7 protein-coding genes are annotated in these 18,919 nt (G+C 62.9%); 4 read left to right on the top strand and 3 right to left on the bottom strand.

Annotated features, from left to right (window positions below):
- Positions 1-38 precede the first annotated feature (38 nt).
- The gene (locus tag WKV53_RS13050) at positions 39-521 is read right to left on the bottom strand and encodes a hypothetical protein (RefSeq protein ID WP_341405042.1); all 483 of its coding nucleotides are present in this window, start codon (positions 519-521) and stop codon (positions 39-41) included.
- Between the two features lie 161 nt (positions 522-682).
- Between WKV53_RS13050 and WKV53_RS13045 the strand changes: the two genes are divergently transcribed.
- Together WKV53_RS13045 and WKV53_RS13040 are read left to right on the top strand one after the other, a co-directional pair.
- The gene (locus WKV53_RS13045) at positions 683-1,291 is read left to right on the top strand and encodes a hypothetical protein (RefSeq protein ID WP_341405041.1); all 609 of its coding nucleotides are present in this window, start codon (positions 683-685) and stop codon (positions 1,289-1,291) included.
- 98 nt (positions 1,292-1,389) lie between these two features.
- Positions 1,390-2,436: a LacI family DNA-binding transcriptional regulator gene (locus tag WKV53_RS13040; RefSeq protein WP_341405040.1), complete on the top strand. Its 1,047-nt coding sequence runs from the start codon at positions 1,390-1,392 to the stop codon at positions 2,434-2,436.
- On the opposite strand, the gene WKV53_RS13035 is transcribed toward WKV53_RS13040, so the two are convergent.
- Positions 2,433-4,565, bottom strand: a complete 2,133-nt coding sequence (locus tag WKV53_RS13035) for an alpha-galactosidase (protein WP_341405039.1) — start codon at positions 4,563-4,565, stop codon at positions 2,433-2,435. The two genes, WKV53_RS13040 and WKV53_RS13035, sit on opposite strands and share 4 nt — an antisense overlap.
- A 21-nt stretch (positions 4,566-4,586) precedes the next feature.
- Entirely contained in the window at positions 4,587-5,759 is a 1,173-nt protein-coding gene (locus WKV53_RS13030) for a glycoside hydrolase family 88 protein (protein ID WP_341405038.1), read from the bottom strand.
- Positions 5,760-6,574: 815 nt separating this feature from the next.
- On the opposite strand from WKV53_RS13030, the gene WKV53_RS13025 reads away from it, so the two are divergent.
- Positions 6,575-12,025 carry a beta strand repeat-containing protein gene (locus WKV53_RS13025; protein WP_341405037.1) on the top strand — a complete coding sequence of 1,817 codons (5,451 nt, stop codon included), beginning with the start codon at positions 6,575-6,577 and terminating at the stop codon, positions 12,023-12,025.
- 395 nt (positions 12,026-12,420) lie between these two features.
- Positions 12,421-18,687 (top strand): LamG-like jellyroll fold domain-containing protein, encoded by a 6,267-nt coding sequence (locus WKV53_RS13020; protein WP_341405036.1) that lies wholly within the window; start codon positions 12,421-12,423, stop codon positions 18,685-18,687.
- Positions 18,688-18,919: the final 232 nt, after the last annotated feature.

Raw genomic sequence — 18,919 nt, 5'->3', positions numbered from 1 at the left:
GCCGGGTGCTTTTTTGTTTCCTGCTCAGCCTTCCATCATCATGGCTTCTTTGGCTCCGGCTTGGGATCCTTCTTCCCACCCAGCTTGAATGTCTTCTTGATGGAAAGTCCCTGCGACATCCTCACCGTGCCCTTCGGCAGCGAGTGAAGTATCGACCCATCGAGATACGCCTTCACACCCTTCGGCATCCACAGCACGTGGGTGAAGCCATCCTTCTTCATCGTCTCTTCGATCTCGGGCAGCTCGCCGGCCGGCACCTGATCCAGCGGCTCGCACTTGAGCTTCACCGTCTCCCCATCCCACGTGACGATGCGAAAGTTCGCGTCCGCTGGTAACAGAGTCGGCTGACCTTCATCCGTCCGGACAAAGAAGGGCACACACTCCACCCCGTCCATCTTCCGGCCGTCCAGCAGCGCCATCGTCTTGTCGACGCTGTTGTAGGGAATGCCCTTTTCCTCCTCAGCTCGAAGACCCGGGGAAAAACCAAGGACCAGGCACAGCAAGAACACGTTCGATTTCATGGCTATTTGGGGAGGCTCACCAAGAAATCTCCAGGTGAATGCGTTCCCAACAAGAACCCTTCCTCCGGCATCAAGTTGCTCCCATAACAACTCCGCCAATTCCAGGTAAAATCATCCTCCCACTCTCGCCCCCTCCAACTTTCCCTGCCATCACTCATCCCATGAAAACCGGAGCCCTCGCCCTCGCCCTCGCCCTCATCCTCGGCCTCTTGCTTCTCCCCGCCCACGCCGCCGAACCCGAGCGCTCCGCCGAGGAAAAATTCATCATCGCCTCGCTCGAAAAACTCCCGGCCCGCATGAAGCTGAAGTTCGACATCCCCTTCCCCAAGGACTGGGACACCGACGAACACAGCAAGCAACCCATCGCCATCATGGAAATCGACGGTGCCAAGGTCTGCATCACCCAGCCAAAGATGCAGCCCTACGATGGCCACGGCACCATCGAATGGATGATCGGTCCGGAAGACCCCAAGCGCCTCATCCAGGAAAACGTCCAGTGCTTCCTCCACCTCGATGATTCAGGAGAATTCTTCCAGATCGGACTCCTTGTAAGCAATGACCCATGGACCGCCGAAGACCGGGTGGATCATCAACTCCGCCGCCGCGACGACGAAACCGGCCCCGCCTTCTTCGAGCGCGCCCTGCTCACCTACCGCCTCCGCGCCAAGAAAGCCAAGGATCCCGTCTTCGCCGCCCGCGTCCTCACGACCGTCGAGAAGATCTCCACCATCGTCCAACAGCTGCGAAAGGAAGAAGCCGCTCACAAGTAACCACGGAAAGCACCTGCGTTACACTGGTAAATTGACACCCTCGGCATCCCGCGGAGACAATCACCGTGCTACGATTCGTCCCGTAGCAAACCCACGGCATGACCCCGGAACCCGAAAACCGCCGCTTCAGCCTGCGGGACATCGCACGCCAGCTCGGCGTCAGCCATGCCGCGGTTTCCATGGCCCTGCGCGATAGCCCGCGCATCTCCGCCACGCTCAAGGAAAAGATCCGCAACTACGCCGAGCAAGTCGGCTACCGCCCCGATCCGATGCTCACCGCCCTGGCCAGCTACCGCCAGAGCAAGTCGAACCCCGCCATCCAGGCCGCCATCGCATGGATCAATGCATGGCCCCAGCCGGATGAGCTCCGCTCCTTCCGCGAGTTCGATGCCTATTGGCTCGGCGCCAGCGCCGCCGCCGAAAAGTTCGGATATCGCTTGGAAGAATTCCGCGTCGGCCGCGAATGCAGCCCGAAGCGCCTCCACCAGATCCTCTCCACCCGCGGCATCCGCGGCCTGCTGCTCCCACCTCATCGGGAGCAACCCGATTGGGGTGATTTCCCGTGGTCATCTTATTCGCTCGTTCGCTTCGGCCGCAGTCTCGGCAAGCCGCACACCCACATCGTCACCGCGGATCAGGTCGCCAATACCATGTTGGCCATCCACGAGATCCTCAGGCGCGGCTACCGACGCGTGGGCCTCGTCATCGAGGAGAAACGCCTTCGTGAAAGCGGCCATCTCTTCGAAGGCGGCTACGCCCTCGCCCAGCGCTCGATTCCCGACAAGGATCGCGTTCCCGTCATGGCACTCGGCGCCTTGTCCGCCGGTGAGAAATCCAAGTCCATCGCCACCTGGATCAAGAAGCATAAGGTGGAAGCCATTTTCACCGACCTCGCCGAAGTCCCTGACCTGTTAGGCAAGCAAGGCATCCGCATCCCCGACGATGTCGCCCTCGCCGTCACCAGCGTCCTTGATGCACAGGCCGACGCTGGCATCGACCAGCACCCCGAGGAGATCGGCCGCGTCGGCCTCCTCATGCTGAATTCCCTCATCAACGACGGCGCCCGCGGCATTCCCAAGATCTTCCGCCAGATCCTCGTCGAAGGCTCCTGGGTCGACGGCTCGACCCTCCCCGACCGGCGCTAGCGCCGCTCGTAGAGCCACACGTGACCGCTGAAGTCACCTCCGGTCGCCACTCGGATTTCTCCATCCAACGGCTGCGGTGCGCCCCCAACAGGAGCCCACTCGCCCGCCAAAGGAACCACCACCTCCTCAGGCGCATTCGCAAACGCATGCACCACCACCAGCGCCTGTCCCCCTGACATCCGCACCACCGCCTGCCATCCCTGCGGATGCCTCCAACTCTCCCCCACCTCGCCAAACCTACGACTCCTCCCGTACTTGATCACCGGCGCAGCCTTCTCATAAAGCGCGATCATCTCCCGCACCAGCTCCCACGACTCCTTCGGCAATCCAGCCACATCCCCCGACAAGCACATCCTCCCCAGAAACGTCGCCGCCAGGCTATATTGAATCCTCTGCAGCGAATCACGCGGATGGAGCACCGCCCAAATCTGATTCTGCCGCGGCAAGATCAGCCGGTGCAAATTCGCCGCAATCAGCGGGATCTCCACCAACTCGTGCGCGTCCGAGAACGACGACATCGCCGTCCGAGCCATCATCGATGGCTCCAGCCGGTGCCCTCCCGACGAGCAATTCTCGATCACCAGCTCCGGCAAACGCTCGCGGATCTTCTCGAAAAATCGATACGTCCCCTCGATCTGCAGCCGCAGCCCCTCGCCCTGCGAGTCCGGATGATCACACCCAAACCCCGCCGTCTCATTGTAGTCCACCTTGAGATACCCGAAGCCGCAGCTCTCTAACAAATCGATCACCTTCTCCGTCAGATAGCCGATCGCCACCGGATCACACAGATCCCAAAACCGCCGCTCCCGCACCGTCACCGGCACGCCATCCCTCGTGATGAAATGCTCACCCAGTTTGAAGGCAACACTCTGCGATCCCACCGTCTCCATCTCGAACCACAACCCCGGGATCAAGCCACGCTCACGGATCGCATCCGCCGTCGCTTTGAGTCCCGTCGGAAACAGCGTCTCGCTCGGATTCCAATCCCCGTGACCACTACTCCAGTCCGTATCAGCTGACTTGTACCACCCCGCATCGATCACCAGATAGCGCACCCCCGAATCCTTCAGCCGGTCCGCGATCGCACACAGCTTCTCATGCGAAGGATCTCCCCAAGTCGTGCACCACTCGTTGAAAACCACCGGCAAATCCTGCTCAACCTCCGGCTGCAGATTGACCGCCGCATCCTGCATCGCAGTAAGGCGATCACAAAGGTCATCCAGCCCACCCCGCACACAAGCAACCGTGGCAGCCGGACTCTCAAGCGACTCACCCGGCTCCAACGTCTTCACCCAATGCCCGAACTCCCGGTCCGCCGGCCCGCCTGAAATCGCCACATCATCATGCTGGCGGAACACCTCCATCTGCCACGATCCCGCCCACGCCAACTGCGCGCCCCACAGCACACCCGGCACCGCATCCTCCACCGCCACAAAAGGAAACCACCGCCGCACCGGCATCGTCCCCAGCTGTCCGAAACGCTCGCTAAAACCTGCCGCTCCACTCCACGAGCGCTCCAAGTGAAGCTCCTCGACGCTCCGGCACTCATGCCGCCCCTCCGCGCTCCACGCGGAACGAAAGCGATGCACCTTCAGCCGCCCGGGCGCATCCGCCTCGTGAAACGGCGAGATCCCCGCCAACGAAAAGCTCGCCAGCATCTCAAGCCTCACAGGCCTGTTAGAATCATTCACAAACCCGCTGCTCACCACAAACGCCCCATCCCCCTTCTTCCAGCTCAAGCGATGAGTCGCCACCAAGCCATCCTCACTCGCAAGCTTCGTTTCGATCACCGTCATCTCCTCATCCTCCACCACCCGCTGCCCGGCCAAAGCGAAGCGCCCCAGGCTCTCCGAGTTCCGCATCGTATGCCCCTGCGCAAACGCTCCCGGATAGGCATCCCCCACCAGCTTGAATTGCAACAGCGACTCCACCGGCCGCGCAGGCCACAAGTCATTCCCGGGAAGCACATCAATGAACGCCTCGCCCCGCAACGATTCACGCGGCTCCACCACCCGATCTGCCAATGAAGCCGGCAGCATCTCCAATCCCACCCGCCCCGTTACCGGATCGTGAGGATAGCGGACGATCGTATCGCCGAGCGTGTGGACAGACAGGTATTCGCGAGGCATGGGCGTCTTGATCGGAAGTGCCTACCACCACGTCTCCTTCATCCCCATCTCACGGGCCAGAGCCTCCATCAGGTAATAATCACCCCAGCTCGTATAGGCACTCTTCGCCTTGCCCACCCCATCGCCGACCTGCCCGTGCTTCAGCACCCCCTCCACCGCGAGATCGTGATCCAGATAGTCCTCCGAGCACAGCCGCTCCAGCAACGCCCTCTTGGCCGCGCTGATCCCCTCATCCGCCGCGCCCACCGCCTCCAACTCCTGGAACGCACACACCGCCACCGCCGCCGCCGATGAATCACAAATCACCGGCGCACCCTTCTCCATCCGGAAGTCCCATACCGGCACCACTTCCTCATCGAGCAGCGAAATAAACCTCCGCGCCACCCGCACCGCAGCCCCCAGATAGTCGCTATTTCCCGTATAGCGATACCCCATCGCGAAGCCATAGATCGCCCATGCCGTCCCGCGCGCCCAATGGCTATCAATACTACGACCGCAGTAGTTGTCACCACCCGCCGGCGATCCCAGCACCGGATCGAAGCGATACGCGTGATACACCGAATCATCCGCCCGCACGAACCAGCGCAGGGTCATATCGCTGTGACGCACGGCGATCTCCTTGAAACGCAGATCGCCCGTTTCCTCCGCCGCCCAATACAGCAGCGGCAGGTTCATCATGCAGTCGATAATCGCCAGCCCCTCATAGTCGTTCGCCACATCATCCATCCGCCCCCACGCACGGATGTATCCACCCTTCGGCACGAAACGCCCTGCCAGCACCTCCGCGGCCTTCAGCCCCATCTCGCGATGTCTCGCCTCACCGGTCAGCTTGTAGAGCGCCACCGAGTAGAGCGAATAGAGAAATCCCAGATCATGCATCGTCTCCTCCGCATGCTCACCCACCTTCGCCGCATACCATGGCTCCAGTCTCTCCACCTGGCGGATGAAATGCTCGTCCTCCGTCTCACGCCACGCCAGCAGCGCCATCCCCGTGATGAAGGAACTCGTCCAGTTTCCGATCTCGTAGAACCCCTCGTTCCACTCTGGATAGTGGCCGTCCACCGCAAATGCCCATGTCGCCGGACGCTCGGCAAGCGCCTCGATATTGCGGCGCGTCTTCGCAAGACACAGGTCAAGGGCCCGGCGCAGCGAGGCATTCGCGGCGACCGGCGGAGTGACAACGGCAGGAGTCATGGACAGGGAAATTTGCGTTAAATTGCGCCACGGGAAAAGCCCTCGTTTCGCATCGGATGGCAGGTGCGGCGCAGCTTGCCTCCGGCCATCGCGCCCGCACCTCGTTTCCATGTTTCCGTGGAAAGCGGACAACACTCCGCAGCTGCTTACCAGCGTAAACGCGCGACCACTTCCGATCACGCGACATCGGCTCCTAGTTTCACGACGAATGAGCCGGGCAGCTTTGATCTCGAAAGTCCGGCCTCGTGAAATCCAACCCACAAACCTACACCACGTGCCAATGAATGACGCATCACCATTCACCCCGTTCTCCGGGATGACCGGTGAGTTTGGAGCGGACATCATCGCCACCTCCTCGTCGTTTGTTAGTGGCGGGTATAATCAAGCCACTCTTCATCTCCCCCGAACGGGTGATGAGGAATCATACAAAGGCTTCCCGGAATCCTACAAGCAGCCACCGCACGCGTGCGTTAGCTTGTCTCCACCTTAAGCCACGCAGGTGAAACTGCGTGGCGGGTGCGCCCGAAGCCCGAGTCAAGCAACCCGACTTGTCGATTACTTCCTAACCGAAAGAAACACTCGAAACCCCCGTGATCCGCACAGGATCACAGCCCCAAGCATCTTGCACCCGGGTGGCATGCAGCGTTCCGCAGCCACCCTTTGTTCCCTGAACGCAGTTTAGACAGCGGTTCCCGCCGGACCTGTTAGAGGACGACCATTGCCTCTTCCCAAGCCCGGAACACCCGTGCCCGCGCACCAGCGCCGCTGCTGTTAGCCCACCCAAGATAACACCATCGAATCCACCGACCCTACTTATGAAGTCTCGTAGACCGACCCTGCTTGGAAATGGCTCGTCGCCATTCCTGATCTCTCTCGTCGCGGCCATGACCGCCGGCCATCCCGCCTATGCCGCCACCGTCATCTGGGATGGAGGTCCCGCCACCACCGGCACCGACATCGGCACCGCTGAAAACTGGACCGGCGATGTCCTGCCAAGCGCCGCCACTCCTGACACCGCCCAATGGAATGGCACTCCCGCCGGACCTCTCTCGCTGGTCTATAGCAATGCCCTCCTCGCCGGCGTCGCCGGAAACACCGGCCTGAATCTCGACATCACCGCCGCACAGACCAGCGCAGTCAGCCTCGACTCCGGAAGCAATACCTCTTCGCTCCGCATCAATAACATCAACCTCGCCGCAGGCTCCGGTTCCCTCACCCTCGGCAATGGCACGGACACTTTCGCCATCACCCTCGGCGGCGCGGCATCCACCCAGACCTTCACCAACGCCTCATCGAACACCGTCACCGTCAATTCGGACGTCGTCTTCGGCCTCGGCGGCGGTGGCAATCACCTCCTGAATTTCACCGGCTCGGGCAATTGGTCCGTCGCCTCAAATCTCGCCTTCGCCGCCGGCGGCCAGGCCGCCCTCTACAAGACCGGCACCGGCACCCTCACCCTCTCCGGCGGCGCTGCCTTCAAGGAAGGCGCCACCGTCAATGGCGCCGCCATCTTCGGCGCTGTCCTCAAGGAAGGCACCACCATCTTCAATGGCGGCACCTACACCAACAACATCACCACCAACAATGGTGAGTTCGTCGTCGGCGGCCTCGACACCGTCGGCACCAATACCCAGGTCACGCTCAACAATGCCACCATCCTGAATGGCATCGACTGGGTCAGCATCGGCCGCGGCAATGGCACCGGCGCCACCACCTCGAACCTCACGCTGAACAACACCTCCAGCATCACCCCCGTCAATATGAGCCTCGGCTTCAATGGCGGAAATGCTGCCTGCACGCCAAAGGGCACGCTCACGCTCAACGACGCCTCCGTCCTCACCGTCTCCACCACCAGCAACATCGCCGAGTCCGCCGGATCGAACTTCACGATCCAGACCAATGGCACCTCCGCTCTCACCCTGGCCAATACGGTCAACATCGCGCAGTCGGCGAATACCACCGCCTTCATCGAGCTCAACGGCACCTCCACCGTCAAGCAGACCGCCAATTCCAACCAGACCCGCATCGGCATGGCCGACGGAGCCGTCGGCACGCTCCATCTCAATGGCGGCACCGCCACCTTCGAGCGCGACCTCGTCTTCGGCTACGCCGGCACCGGCACCGGCAGGCTCACCCTCGACAGCGGCACGCTCAATGTCGCCAACGCCACCGAACGCTGGCTGAAGGTGAACGACACCGTCGGGTCAAAGGGCGAGCTCACCATCAACGGCGGCAACATCAACCTCAATACCAACACCGACATCCGCTTCAGCACCAGCGCCGCGGCGGCCGGCACCAGCTTCGTCACCCTGAACGCGGGCGCCATCACCGGCTTCACTGGCAATAACAACGCCGTCCTCAGCGGTGCCAGCGTCATCGACCTGAACCAGGCGTCCACCAGCGGCACCATCAACAATAGCTTCAACCTGAATGGCGGCACCCTGACCATCGGCCAGATCATCACCAGCCAGGACAGCGGCACCGTTGCCTTCAACTTCAATGGCGGCACCCTCAAGGCCGCCGCCAATAGCGCGAACTTCCTCGACCTCGGCGGTGCCAACCAATCCGCCAAGATCCTCGCCGGCGGTGCCAAGGTCGACACCAATGGCGTCAACGTCACCATCCCCCAGTCGCTCGTCTCCGGAGTCTCCGGCGATGGCGGCCTGACCAAGCTCGGCACCGGCATCCTTACGCTTTCCGGCGGCGCTTCCAGCTACACCGGTGCGACCACCGTTTCCGCAGGCACCCTGAATGTCCCATCCGGCCTCTTCTTCTCCTGGGGCAGCGGCATCGGCATCAATGGCACCGGCGCCAAGCTCACTTCGAATGGCATCATCTCCGTGCCCGTCACCCTCACGTCGGGAGCCATCGATGCCGCAGGCGCCATCGATAACCTGACCGTCGCCAATAACGCCACGAACAGCCTCACCGCTGGCAATGGCAGCGCGGCCCAGCTCGTCTCGGTCTCCCTCGCCTTCCAGGGCGCGGCCGCTCTCACCGTCGTCGCGAATGGCACCACGATGGACCGCAACTTCGCCACCACCAATCTCGCCACCAATGCCGCGGGATTGATCACCGTGAATGCCACCAATGCCACCGGCGTCTGGACCAGCGGCACGAACTACCCGGTCATCGAATACTCCGGCACCTTCACCGGCAGCCTCGCCCACTTCACGCTCGGCACCATCCCCGGACTCAATCCGAACCAGACCGCGCAGATCATCAATACCGGCTCCGCGATCGCCATCCGCATCACCGGCGAGTCGCTCATCTGGACCGGCACCCAGAGCGCCGACTGGACCACCGCCGCCGTCGGAGGATCCAAGAACTGGTCCTATCTGAGCAACGGCATCGAGTTCTCCACGAATAGCCCGGTGATCTTCAATGACAACGCGTCACGCCTCACCGTCAATCTCGCGTCGAACGTCAATCCCAGCACCGTCGTCTTCAATAACGACCTCGACTACACGCTCTCCAGCACCGGCAGCTTCGGCATCACCGCCGGCACCCTCACCAAGAATGGATTCGGCAAGCTGACCATCGCCACTAATAACACCTACACCGGCACCACCCAGATCAATCAGGGCACCGTCGAGGTGACCGGCTCCATCGGCACCAGCTCGACCATCACCATCGTCTCCGGCGCGGAATTGCTCCTCAATCCCGCCTCGGCCAAGACCTATGGCAACGCCCTAGCCGGAGCAGGCGTCGTCCGGAAACAGGGCACCGCCGCTCTCACCCTGTCCGGTGCCAGCACCACCTTCACCGGCGACTTCCATCTGGAAGCCGGCACGCTGAATCTGAATAGCGCAGGCGCACTCGGCACCGGCCCCGGCATCTTCGAGATCGCTGGCGGCGTGATCGACAATACCAGCGGCGCTGCCGTCACCCTCACCGGTGCCAAGCCCCAGCAGTGGAATGCCGACTTCACCTTCACCGGCACCAATGACCTCGCACTGGGCACCGGCGCCGTCACCCTCGGTGGCACCGGCACCGCGCGCACCGTCAATGTCGCCGCTGGCAACCTCGGCAGCGGCCCGATCACCAGCGCCTTCTACGACCTCGTGAAGACCGGCGCGGGCGGACTCCGCCTCTCCGGCGCTGCGTCGAATCTCCAGGGCAAGGTCGACATCCAGGCCGGCATCATCGGCATGGGTGAAGACATCCTCGCCACCGGCCTCACCGGCAGCGGCATTTTGGAAAACAACACCCCTAACACCAAGTGGGGCTACTGGAACATCACCACCGACCAGAGCACCGGCACCCTCATCCGCGACGGCGCGGGCGTCGGACGCACCGGCATCGTCAAGCGCGGCGCCGCCAACTGGACGCTCACGAACAACAGCAACTTCGCCACCGGCAACCTCAATGTCGAAAACGGCAAGCTCGTGCTGAATAACACCGGCACCTACGGAGCCACCGGCCCGGCCGGCGCGGTCATCACGAATCTGACCTCCGTTGTCGGTTCCACCGCCGCTGCCAATGGCATCCTCGAAATCAATGGCGCGACCCTTGACTACCACACCGTCAACAACGCCGACGCCGTCGCCTTCCGCGGCTCGCTCACCATCGCCACCAATGGCACCGGTGCCGGCGCCGTCCGCTTGAACTCGGGCTCGCTCACCACCTACCGCCAGCTCGCGGCAGGCGGCGTGAATGGCGCCTACGGTGCCTACACCCAGACCGGAGGTACTACGAATGTCGGAGGTTTCCTCGCCCTCGGCCTGGGCACCGGCTCCGGCGTCTTCGTCCAGACCGGCGGCATCTACAATCAGACCATCTCGCCCATCACCAATGGTGCAGGCACCGGCAGCAATGGCGTCATGCGCCTCACCGGCTCCGCGGTCTTCAATGTGAGCGGCACCGGCGACAATGGCCTCTGGCTCGGCGAAGCCGGCACCGGTCGCCTCAGCGTCTCCGGCAATGCCGCGCTCAATATCGCCGTGGGTAACAATGGCCTCCAACTCGGCCGCGTCGCAGCCGGCGTCGGCATCGCCAACCTCCTCGGCGGCAATGTCACCACTCCCGCAGTCACCAAGGGCGCAGGCACCGGCACGCTGAACTTCAATGGAGGCACGCTCACCGCGAATACGGCCAGCGCCACCTTCCTCACTGGCCTCACGAATGCCTACGTCCACGCCGGCGGCGGCACCATCGCCAATGGCGGCAATAACATCACCATCGGCCAGGCCCTGCTCGCACCGACTGGCAATGGCGTCTCCGCCACCGGCCTCATCCCATCCGGCTCCGGCTTCATCGCCCCGCCGGTTGTCCAGATCACCGGCGATGGCACCGGCGCTACCGCCGTCGCTGAAGTCGATGCCAGTGGCAATCTCACCGGCATCACCGTCACGAACCCCGGCATCGGCTACACCACCCCGCCGGTCTTCAGCCTCGTCGGCGGTGGCATCGGGAATACCGGCACCATCGGCGGCGAAGCCACCCTGGTTGCGAACAGCAGCGGCGCCCTGACCTTCACCGGCACCGGCACCACCATCCTGTCCGCCCAAAACACCTACACCGGCAATACCGTGGTCAACAGCGGCACCACCCTCGCCATCGTGTCCTCCGGCAGCCTCGCCTTCAAGCCAGCTGCCAACCACGTGTCTAACAAGGTCACCGGTGCCGGCCTCGCCAGCTTCGACGGCACCTTCAATATCGACCTCACCGGAGCCGCCGTCGCCAATGGCAACACCTGGACCTTGGTCGATGTCGCCAGCAAGTCCTACAGCGTCGTCACCTTCAATATCCCCGGCTTCACCGAGGTATCGAACGTCTGGACCAAGGTCGACGGAAACAACACCTGGTCCTTCAGCGAAAGCACCGGCGTGCTCTCCCTCGCAGTCTCCGGTGGCAGTGGCAACTTCGCCTCGTGGGTCAGCGGCTTCGGCCTCGCCGCAGGCGATCAGGACCCCACCGATGATCCGGACGGCGATGGCATCTCGAACTTCATCGAGTATGCCCTCGGCGGAAACCCAAGCGTTCGCGAGCTCGCCCTGCTTCCCACCGGTAGCAAGTCCGGCTCGAACTTCGTGCTGTCCTTCTCCCGCAGCGACCTCGCCGTCACCAATGGCGATGCCCCGCTCGCGATCGAGTATGGCAGCAACCTCACCGGTTGGACCACCGTCGCCGTCCCCGCGGCATCAGGAACCGTCAGCGGCGTGACCTTCAGCGTCACCAATGGCTCACCGAATGACGCCATCACCGCCGCCATCCCCACCGGCAGCGGCGCCCGCCTCTACGCCCGAGTCAAAGCCGGCAACTAACGAACCAACTCAACCCTACCACCCCAGCCCGCCGCCCTGCCACCGCAGGCCGGCGGGCTTTTCATTGTAGTCCGCACTCTCCGAGTGCGGTCGAAGCAGTTCTCCTGGCCCCCACCACCCCCACGCCCCTGAGGAGGGACGACACTCCTGTCGTCCCGTAATTCAAAGCAAAGGCAACAAGAACGAACCCTCTCCTTATCGACCTCTCCACAAACTCACCGCGTATTCTCTCCTCCGCTTACCACGGAAAACACCCCGCGAGTCAACGTCGAGCCCACACCACCATAGTTGTAAGGGCGACCACTGGACTTCGCTCATCGCTCTCTTTCGCGCCTTCATCGAACCCAAAACGGCACGGCGAACAAAGCGAACACGTCCATGGCGAACGCTCAGCCATGAAAACCCGGATGACCTTCCGCTCTCTTCCCTTCGCTGGCACTCGGCATCTCGCATTCGCCGCCGTCTTGCTTTCGAGCACAGCGCTCACCCACGCGCACCCGCTCTCCTTCAATTCGACGATCTCCTACTCATCCACACAGCCCACCAGCGCACCCGCCAGCATCTCTCAATGGACCGGCGCCACCTTCGACGCCGCAAACATCGGCGGCTCAGGCGTGAACTCCGACGGCGGCACCAACAACGGCACCGCAAACGACGCCACCACCTACGTCGCCAACAACCAACCTCGCCAAGGACAGCTCATCCTCACCGGCAACAATGCGAATGGCTACGACGCAACTTCGTTCACCGTCCGCATGGCAGGCTACACGAACAACACCGCCTCCGGAAACAACCGCACCTCCTGGGACCTGAATTTCACCAACGGACCCATCATCGTCGAAATCGGAAAGCTGAACGGAACCGCATTCTCAACCGTCTCAGCTCAATGCTTCACCTCCGGAGGAACCGGCCATCCCGGAGCGGGCACCAGCACGAACGGATCAGGCACCTACGTCACCTTCAATCTGCCGTTCAGCGTTCATCTCGAACCGAACACCACCTACGGCTTCGATCTTCGCATCGGCAATGGCAGCAGCGCCTATTTCGAGTGGCTGGGAACAAACGCCAATCCCTACAGCGGCGGAGCAGCCTACACGCGCAACGGCGCGACGATCACTCCGCTGACCGGCGATCGCGTGTTCCAAGTGAACATGACGGCGACCTCCGCGCCCTACACACCATTCTCGCACCCAGGCACTCTGCATTCGGCAGCCGACCTCGCGCGCATGGCATCGAAAGTGGCCGCGAACGCACAGCCATGGAAAGCGGACTTCGACCAACTCGCCGCCAGCCCCTACGCGCAGACCGGCTGGGGTGCCTACAATGTCGACTACATCAATCGCGGCGGCACCGGAGCCAACAATTACACGCGCTCTCAGCAGGACGCGCAGGCGATCTACGAGCTCGCACTGCGCTGGCACATCACCGGCAACACTGCCTACGCAGACCGGGCCGTCCAGATCGCCAACGTCTGGTCGGACCTCATCGGCGTCACCGGCGACACCAATGCTTCACTCGCCGCAGGCATCTGCGGCTACCTTTTCGCCACCGGCGGGGAACTTCTCAGCACCTATCCCGGCTGGCCCGCGGCGGAAAAGCAGGCCTACAAGGACATGATGATGCGGGTCTTTTACCCCGCGAACTTCGACTTCCTCTGGCGGCACCACGGCACCCCCGAGTCCAAGGGCGGCAACACCCATTACCGGCTCAATTGGGACACCTGCAACATGGCCTCCATGGCAGCCATCGGCGTGCTCTGTGACAACCGCGCCGTCTATCAGCAGGCGGTCGACTACTTCAAATACGGTCCCGGCAACGGACGCGTCGAACGCGCCGCATGGATGCTGCACCCCGAAGGCCTCGCCCAGGGCGAAGAAGCCGGACGCGACCAAGGCCACAATCAGGGCGGCTGGTACTGCATGGCCTTGCTCTGCCAGACCGCGTGGAACCAGGGCGATGACCTCTTTGCCTACGATAACAATCGCGTCCTGCGCGCCTTCGAATACGTCGCGAAATACAATCTCGGCAATAGCGTCCCCTACACCGAGCACCGCAATGCCAGCCTCACCTACACGGAAGGCGCCGTCGCCGGCGCACCGGGTCTCGGCTACATCGTCGGCGAGCTGGTTTACAACCACTACGCCAATATCAAGGGGATCGCCGCGCCCTACTGCAAGCTCGCCGCGGACACGACGCGGCCCGAGGGCTACCCACACGTCGAGTATCATCCGTCCGCCGTGGATTGGATCGGCCTCGGCACCCTCACCCAGACACGCGACCCCATCGCAGCCGGTGCCACACCCAGTGGACTCACAGGCTATTGGAGTAAGAATCGCGTGACGTTGAACTGGTTCGGCTCGACCTACGCGACGAGCTACAACCTCAAACGCAGCACCACCCCCGGCGGCCCCTACACCACCATCGCCACCACTCCCGACGCCCTCAATCTCACCGCCACCGACACTACCGTTTCTAACAGCAACGCGTGGTTCTACGTCGTCTCCGCCAACACCCCGTCAGGCGAAACCGCCAACAGCCCCGAACTTCGCGTCGCCCGCGATCTCGTCACCCGCTACACCTTCGACAATACCATCAGCGACGCCATCGGCACACGCCACGCCACCGCCATGGGTGGCGCCACTGCCCCCGGCTACGCGACCGGCTTCAGCGGCCAAGCCATCTCGCTCAATGGCACCGACCAATACGTGCAGCTCCCCGCCGGCTCCGGCAACTATCGCGACATCACCATCGCCTCCTGGGTCTATTGGAACGGCGGCAATGCCTGGCAACGCGTCTTCGACTTCGGCAGCGAGATCGAAAAATACATGATGCTCACGGTGAACGCAGGCTCGAACCTCCTGCGCTTCCAGATGACCACGTCGCGCGGCACCGACGGCACGCTCACCATCACCGGCCCAGCGATGCCCGTGGCAACCTGGACCCACGTCGCGATCACCCTCAATGGCGACACTGCTACCCTCTACGTCAATGGCGTGCCCGTCGGCACCGCGACCGGACCACTCGATCCACTCTTCGGCCAGCCCTTCTGCTACCTCGGCAAGAGCATATGGAATGGCGATCCGTATTTCAGCGGCCGCATCGACGACTTCCGCATCTACAACCACGCCCTCTCCGGCAACGACGTCTATTCGCTCTGGGGCCAGAGCGCGAACACAGCCCCCGCTTTCACCCTCGATCCCATCACCAAGCCGGACGCAACCGAAGACAGCGCCTACACCGGCCAGACACTCGCGAACGACGCAACCGACGCCAACGGAGGAACCCTCACTTGGTCGAAAGTCAGCGGCCCCACGTGGCTCAATGTCGCCTCGAATGGCTCCCTTACAGGCACCCCTCCCAATGGCGACGTCGGCCCGAACCTCTTCGTCGTGCGCGTCACCGACCCTTCCGGAGCCACGGACGATGCAAACCTCTACCTCACCGTCAACAACACCAACGACGCTCCCACATGGAGCTTCAATCCCCTCACCAAACCTGCCGTCACCCAAGGCGTCGCCTACACCAGCACACTCGCCGGCAGCGCCAGCGACGTGGACACCGGTTCCTCCATCGCCTACTCGAAAATCAGCGGACCCTCATGGCTCGCCGTCGCCACAAATGGCGCACTCTCCGGCACACCCGCCCTCTCCGATGTCGGCATCAACAGCTTCATCATCCGCGCGACCGACAACACCGGTGCCACCACCGACGCCACGCTGAACATCACGGTCTTCGGCAACAGCCTTATCGCCCGCTACACTCTCGATGGCTCCGGCGCAGATAGCCAGGGCGGCCCACCCGCCACCATCACCGGCACCGCCAACTACACCCCCGGCGTTATCACCCAGGCCCTCACCTTCGACGGCACTTCGAACAACGCCGACCTCGGCCCACTCTCCCAATACCTCTACAAGGACATCACCGTCGCCGCATGGGTCTGGTGGGACGGCGGTGCAGCCCATCAGCGCATCTTCGACTTCGGCAGCGGCACCGATGAATACCTTTTCCTCACGCCCTCGAATGGCTCCAACATGCGCTTCGCCATCAAGGAAAACGGCGTCGAACAAGCACTCGATACCTCGCCATTGCCCACTGGCACCTGGGCTCACATCGCCATCACCCTCGGTGGCAATACGGCAACCCTCTACGTCAACGGCGTCGCCAAAGCCACCAGCAGCACCATCACCAATGACCCCAGCAACATCAACCTCGCGTTGAACTACCTCGGCGAAAGCCAGTTCGCCGCCGATCCCCTCTTCACCGGCAGGATCGATGACTTCCGTCTCTACAACTACGCCCTCACCCCCTCGGAAGTCGCCGCACTGCTGAATGGAGTCGCCCCCATCGTCCCCACCGGCCTCGACGCTGGCCCTCTCGGCAACAAGGTCACGCTCACCTGGAACACCAGCGCCACCGCCCAGACCTATAAGGTCAAACGCGCCACCACCAGCGGCGGCCCCTATACCACCATCGCCACCGGCCTCACCGCCACCACCTTGGTCGATACCGCCGTCGTTAGCGGCACCACCTATTACTACATCGTCACCGCGGTAAACACCCAGGGCGAAAGCGCGCCATCCACCGAGGCAACCGCCGTCATTTCCGACCTGCTTCTGCGCCTGAAGTTCGATGAATCCACCGGCACCACCGCCGCCGACTCCAGTGGCAATGGCACCAACGCCACCCTCATCAACACACCCGCATGGGCCGCCGGAAATTTCGGCAATGCTATCAACCTCCCCGCCACCGCCAGCCAGCACCTGACACTCCCCAGCGGCATCGTGAACGGCCTCACCGACCACACCATCTCTTGCTGGGTGAAGATCGGCGCATTCACCACCTTCTCGCGCATCTTCGACTTCGGCACTGGCACGAACAACTACATGTTCCTCACGCCGCAATACACCGGCACTTCACCGAACACCGCCAAGCTCCGCTTCGCCATCCGCACACCCTCCGTCGGCGAGCAGATCATCAATAGCTCCACCGCACTCACAGTCGGCACCTGGGCCCACGTCGCCGTCACCCGCTCCGGCAATACCGGCACGCTCTACGTCAATGGCGTCCAAGTCGGCCAGAACACCGGCATGACCCTCTCGCCGACCAGCCTAGGCATCACCACCCAGAACTACCTCGGCAAATCCCAGTTCGCCGCCGACCCGTATCTCAATGGCGCACTCGATGAATTCCGCATCTACAGCCGCGCCCTGAGCGCCGCGGAAATCGCCGCCGCCGCCAATCCTCAGCCCGTCATCCCGACCGGCCTCACCGCAGGCGCGGGCGACACGCAAATCCCCCTCACCTGGACCACCGCCGATTTCGCCAGCACCTATCAGGTCAAGCGCTCCACCACCAGCGGCGGCCCCTACACCGTGATCGCCAGCGGCCTCACCACCACGAGCTTCACCGACACCGGCCTCACCAATGGCACCACCTGCTACTACGTCGTCGGCTCTACGAACGCCTTCGGCACCAGCGCGAACTCCACTGAAGTCGCCGCCACCCCGAGCTACCTTCGCCTCCATCTGAAGCTCGATGAAAGCGAAGGCCTCACCGCCTCCGACGCAAGCGGCCTCGGCTGGCACGGCACCACCGTGAATGCACCAGCCTGGCAAGCCGGCAAGCTCTCCAACAGCCTCTCCTTCACCGGCAGCTCCTCCCAATACCTCACCCTCCCCACCGGCACCATCAGCGGACTCACCAATGCCACCTTCATGACCTGGGTCCGCCTCAATGGAGCTCCCACCACTTGGCAGCGAATCTTCGACTTCGGCACCGGAACCACGAACTACATGTTCCTCAGCACCCAATACGGCACCGGCGGCAGCTCTAACAAACTTCGCTTCGCCATCCGCACCCCGTCGGTCGCCGAGCAGATCATCAATAGCAACATCGTCACGCCTCTCGGCGAGTGGGCACACGTCGCCGTCGTCCTTTCCGGCACCACCGGCCGCCTCTATCTGAATGGCGCTCAGGTCGGCGAAAATACCACCATGACCCTCTCGCCCGTCAGCCTCGGCACCACCACCCAGAACTACCTCGGCAAGTCGCAGTGGAATGATCCCTACTTGAATGCCGCGCTGGATGACTTCCGCATCTACTCCCGCGCCATGACCACGGAGGAAATCGCCACCTTCGCCTCACCGCTCGCCGCTCCCTCCGGACTGGAAGCCACCGGCGAGTTCCAGCAGGTCCAGCTCTCATGGGAAGCCGTCCCCTACGCCTCCAGCTACACGGTCAAGTCCGCCACCACCGCCGGCGGCCCCTACACCATCGTCGGCAGCGGCCTCTCTCAGCCCGCCTTCCTCCACACCGCCCTGCCCACCGGCGTCACACGCTACTACATCGTCAGCGCCACCAACTTCACCGGCACCGGAGCCGACTCCACGGAAGCCAGCGCCACACCCGAGTCGGCACCCATCACCGACGGGGAAATCCGCAACGCCTCCCTCACCACGCCACACCCCGGCGGCAATCTCTCCATGTCAGTCGCAAGCTCGGTGCCCGGACACGTTTACCAAATCCAGTACTCACCCGACCTCACCGAGGGCTCGTGGCAAAACATCGGCTCCCCACAGACCGGCAACGGTAGCACCCTGCAGCTCGTCGCGCCCGTGCAAACCGGCAGCCGCGGTTTCTACCACATCCTCGTCACGCGCTGACCCGCCCGCAACGGGCTGCCGTGGAGAAACCCAACTCCACGGCAACCCTTCCCGTTTATACCCAAATAACGGGACCCGGCCCCACCATCGGCAATCCCGCACCGCTTCTCGACGGCTCGCGGATTTACATTGGCAAGCAGGCGTTGCTTCGACTGTTACCATGGTAAGCGATCCCCGCAGCAACACGCCTGAAAGGCCGTCCGTATTTCTATCCGCCGCTTTTCTTCCTCGT

It is taken from the genome of Luteolibacter sp. Y139, assembly GCF_038066715.1.
Taxonomy (GTDB): domain Bacteria; phylum Verrucomicrobiota; class Verrucomicrobiia; order Verrucomicrobiales; family Akkermansiaceae; genus Haloferula; species Haloferula soli.
Note: the sequence above shows the minus strand (reverse complement) of the source record. Positions and strands in the feature narration are given on the sequence as shown.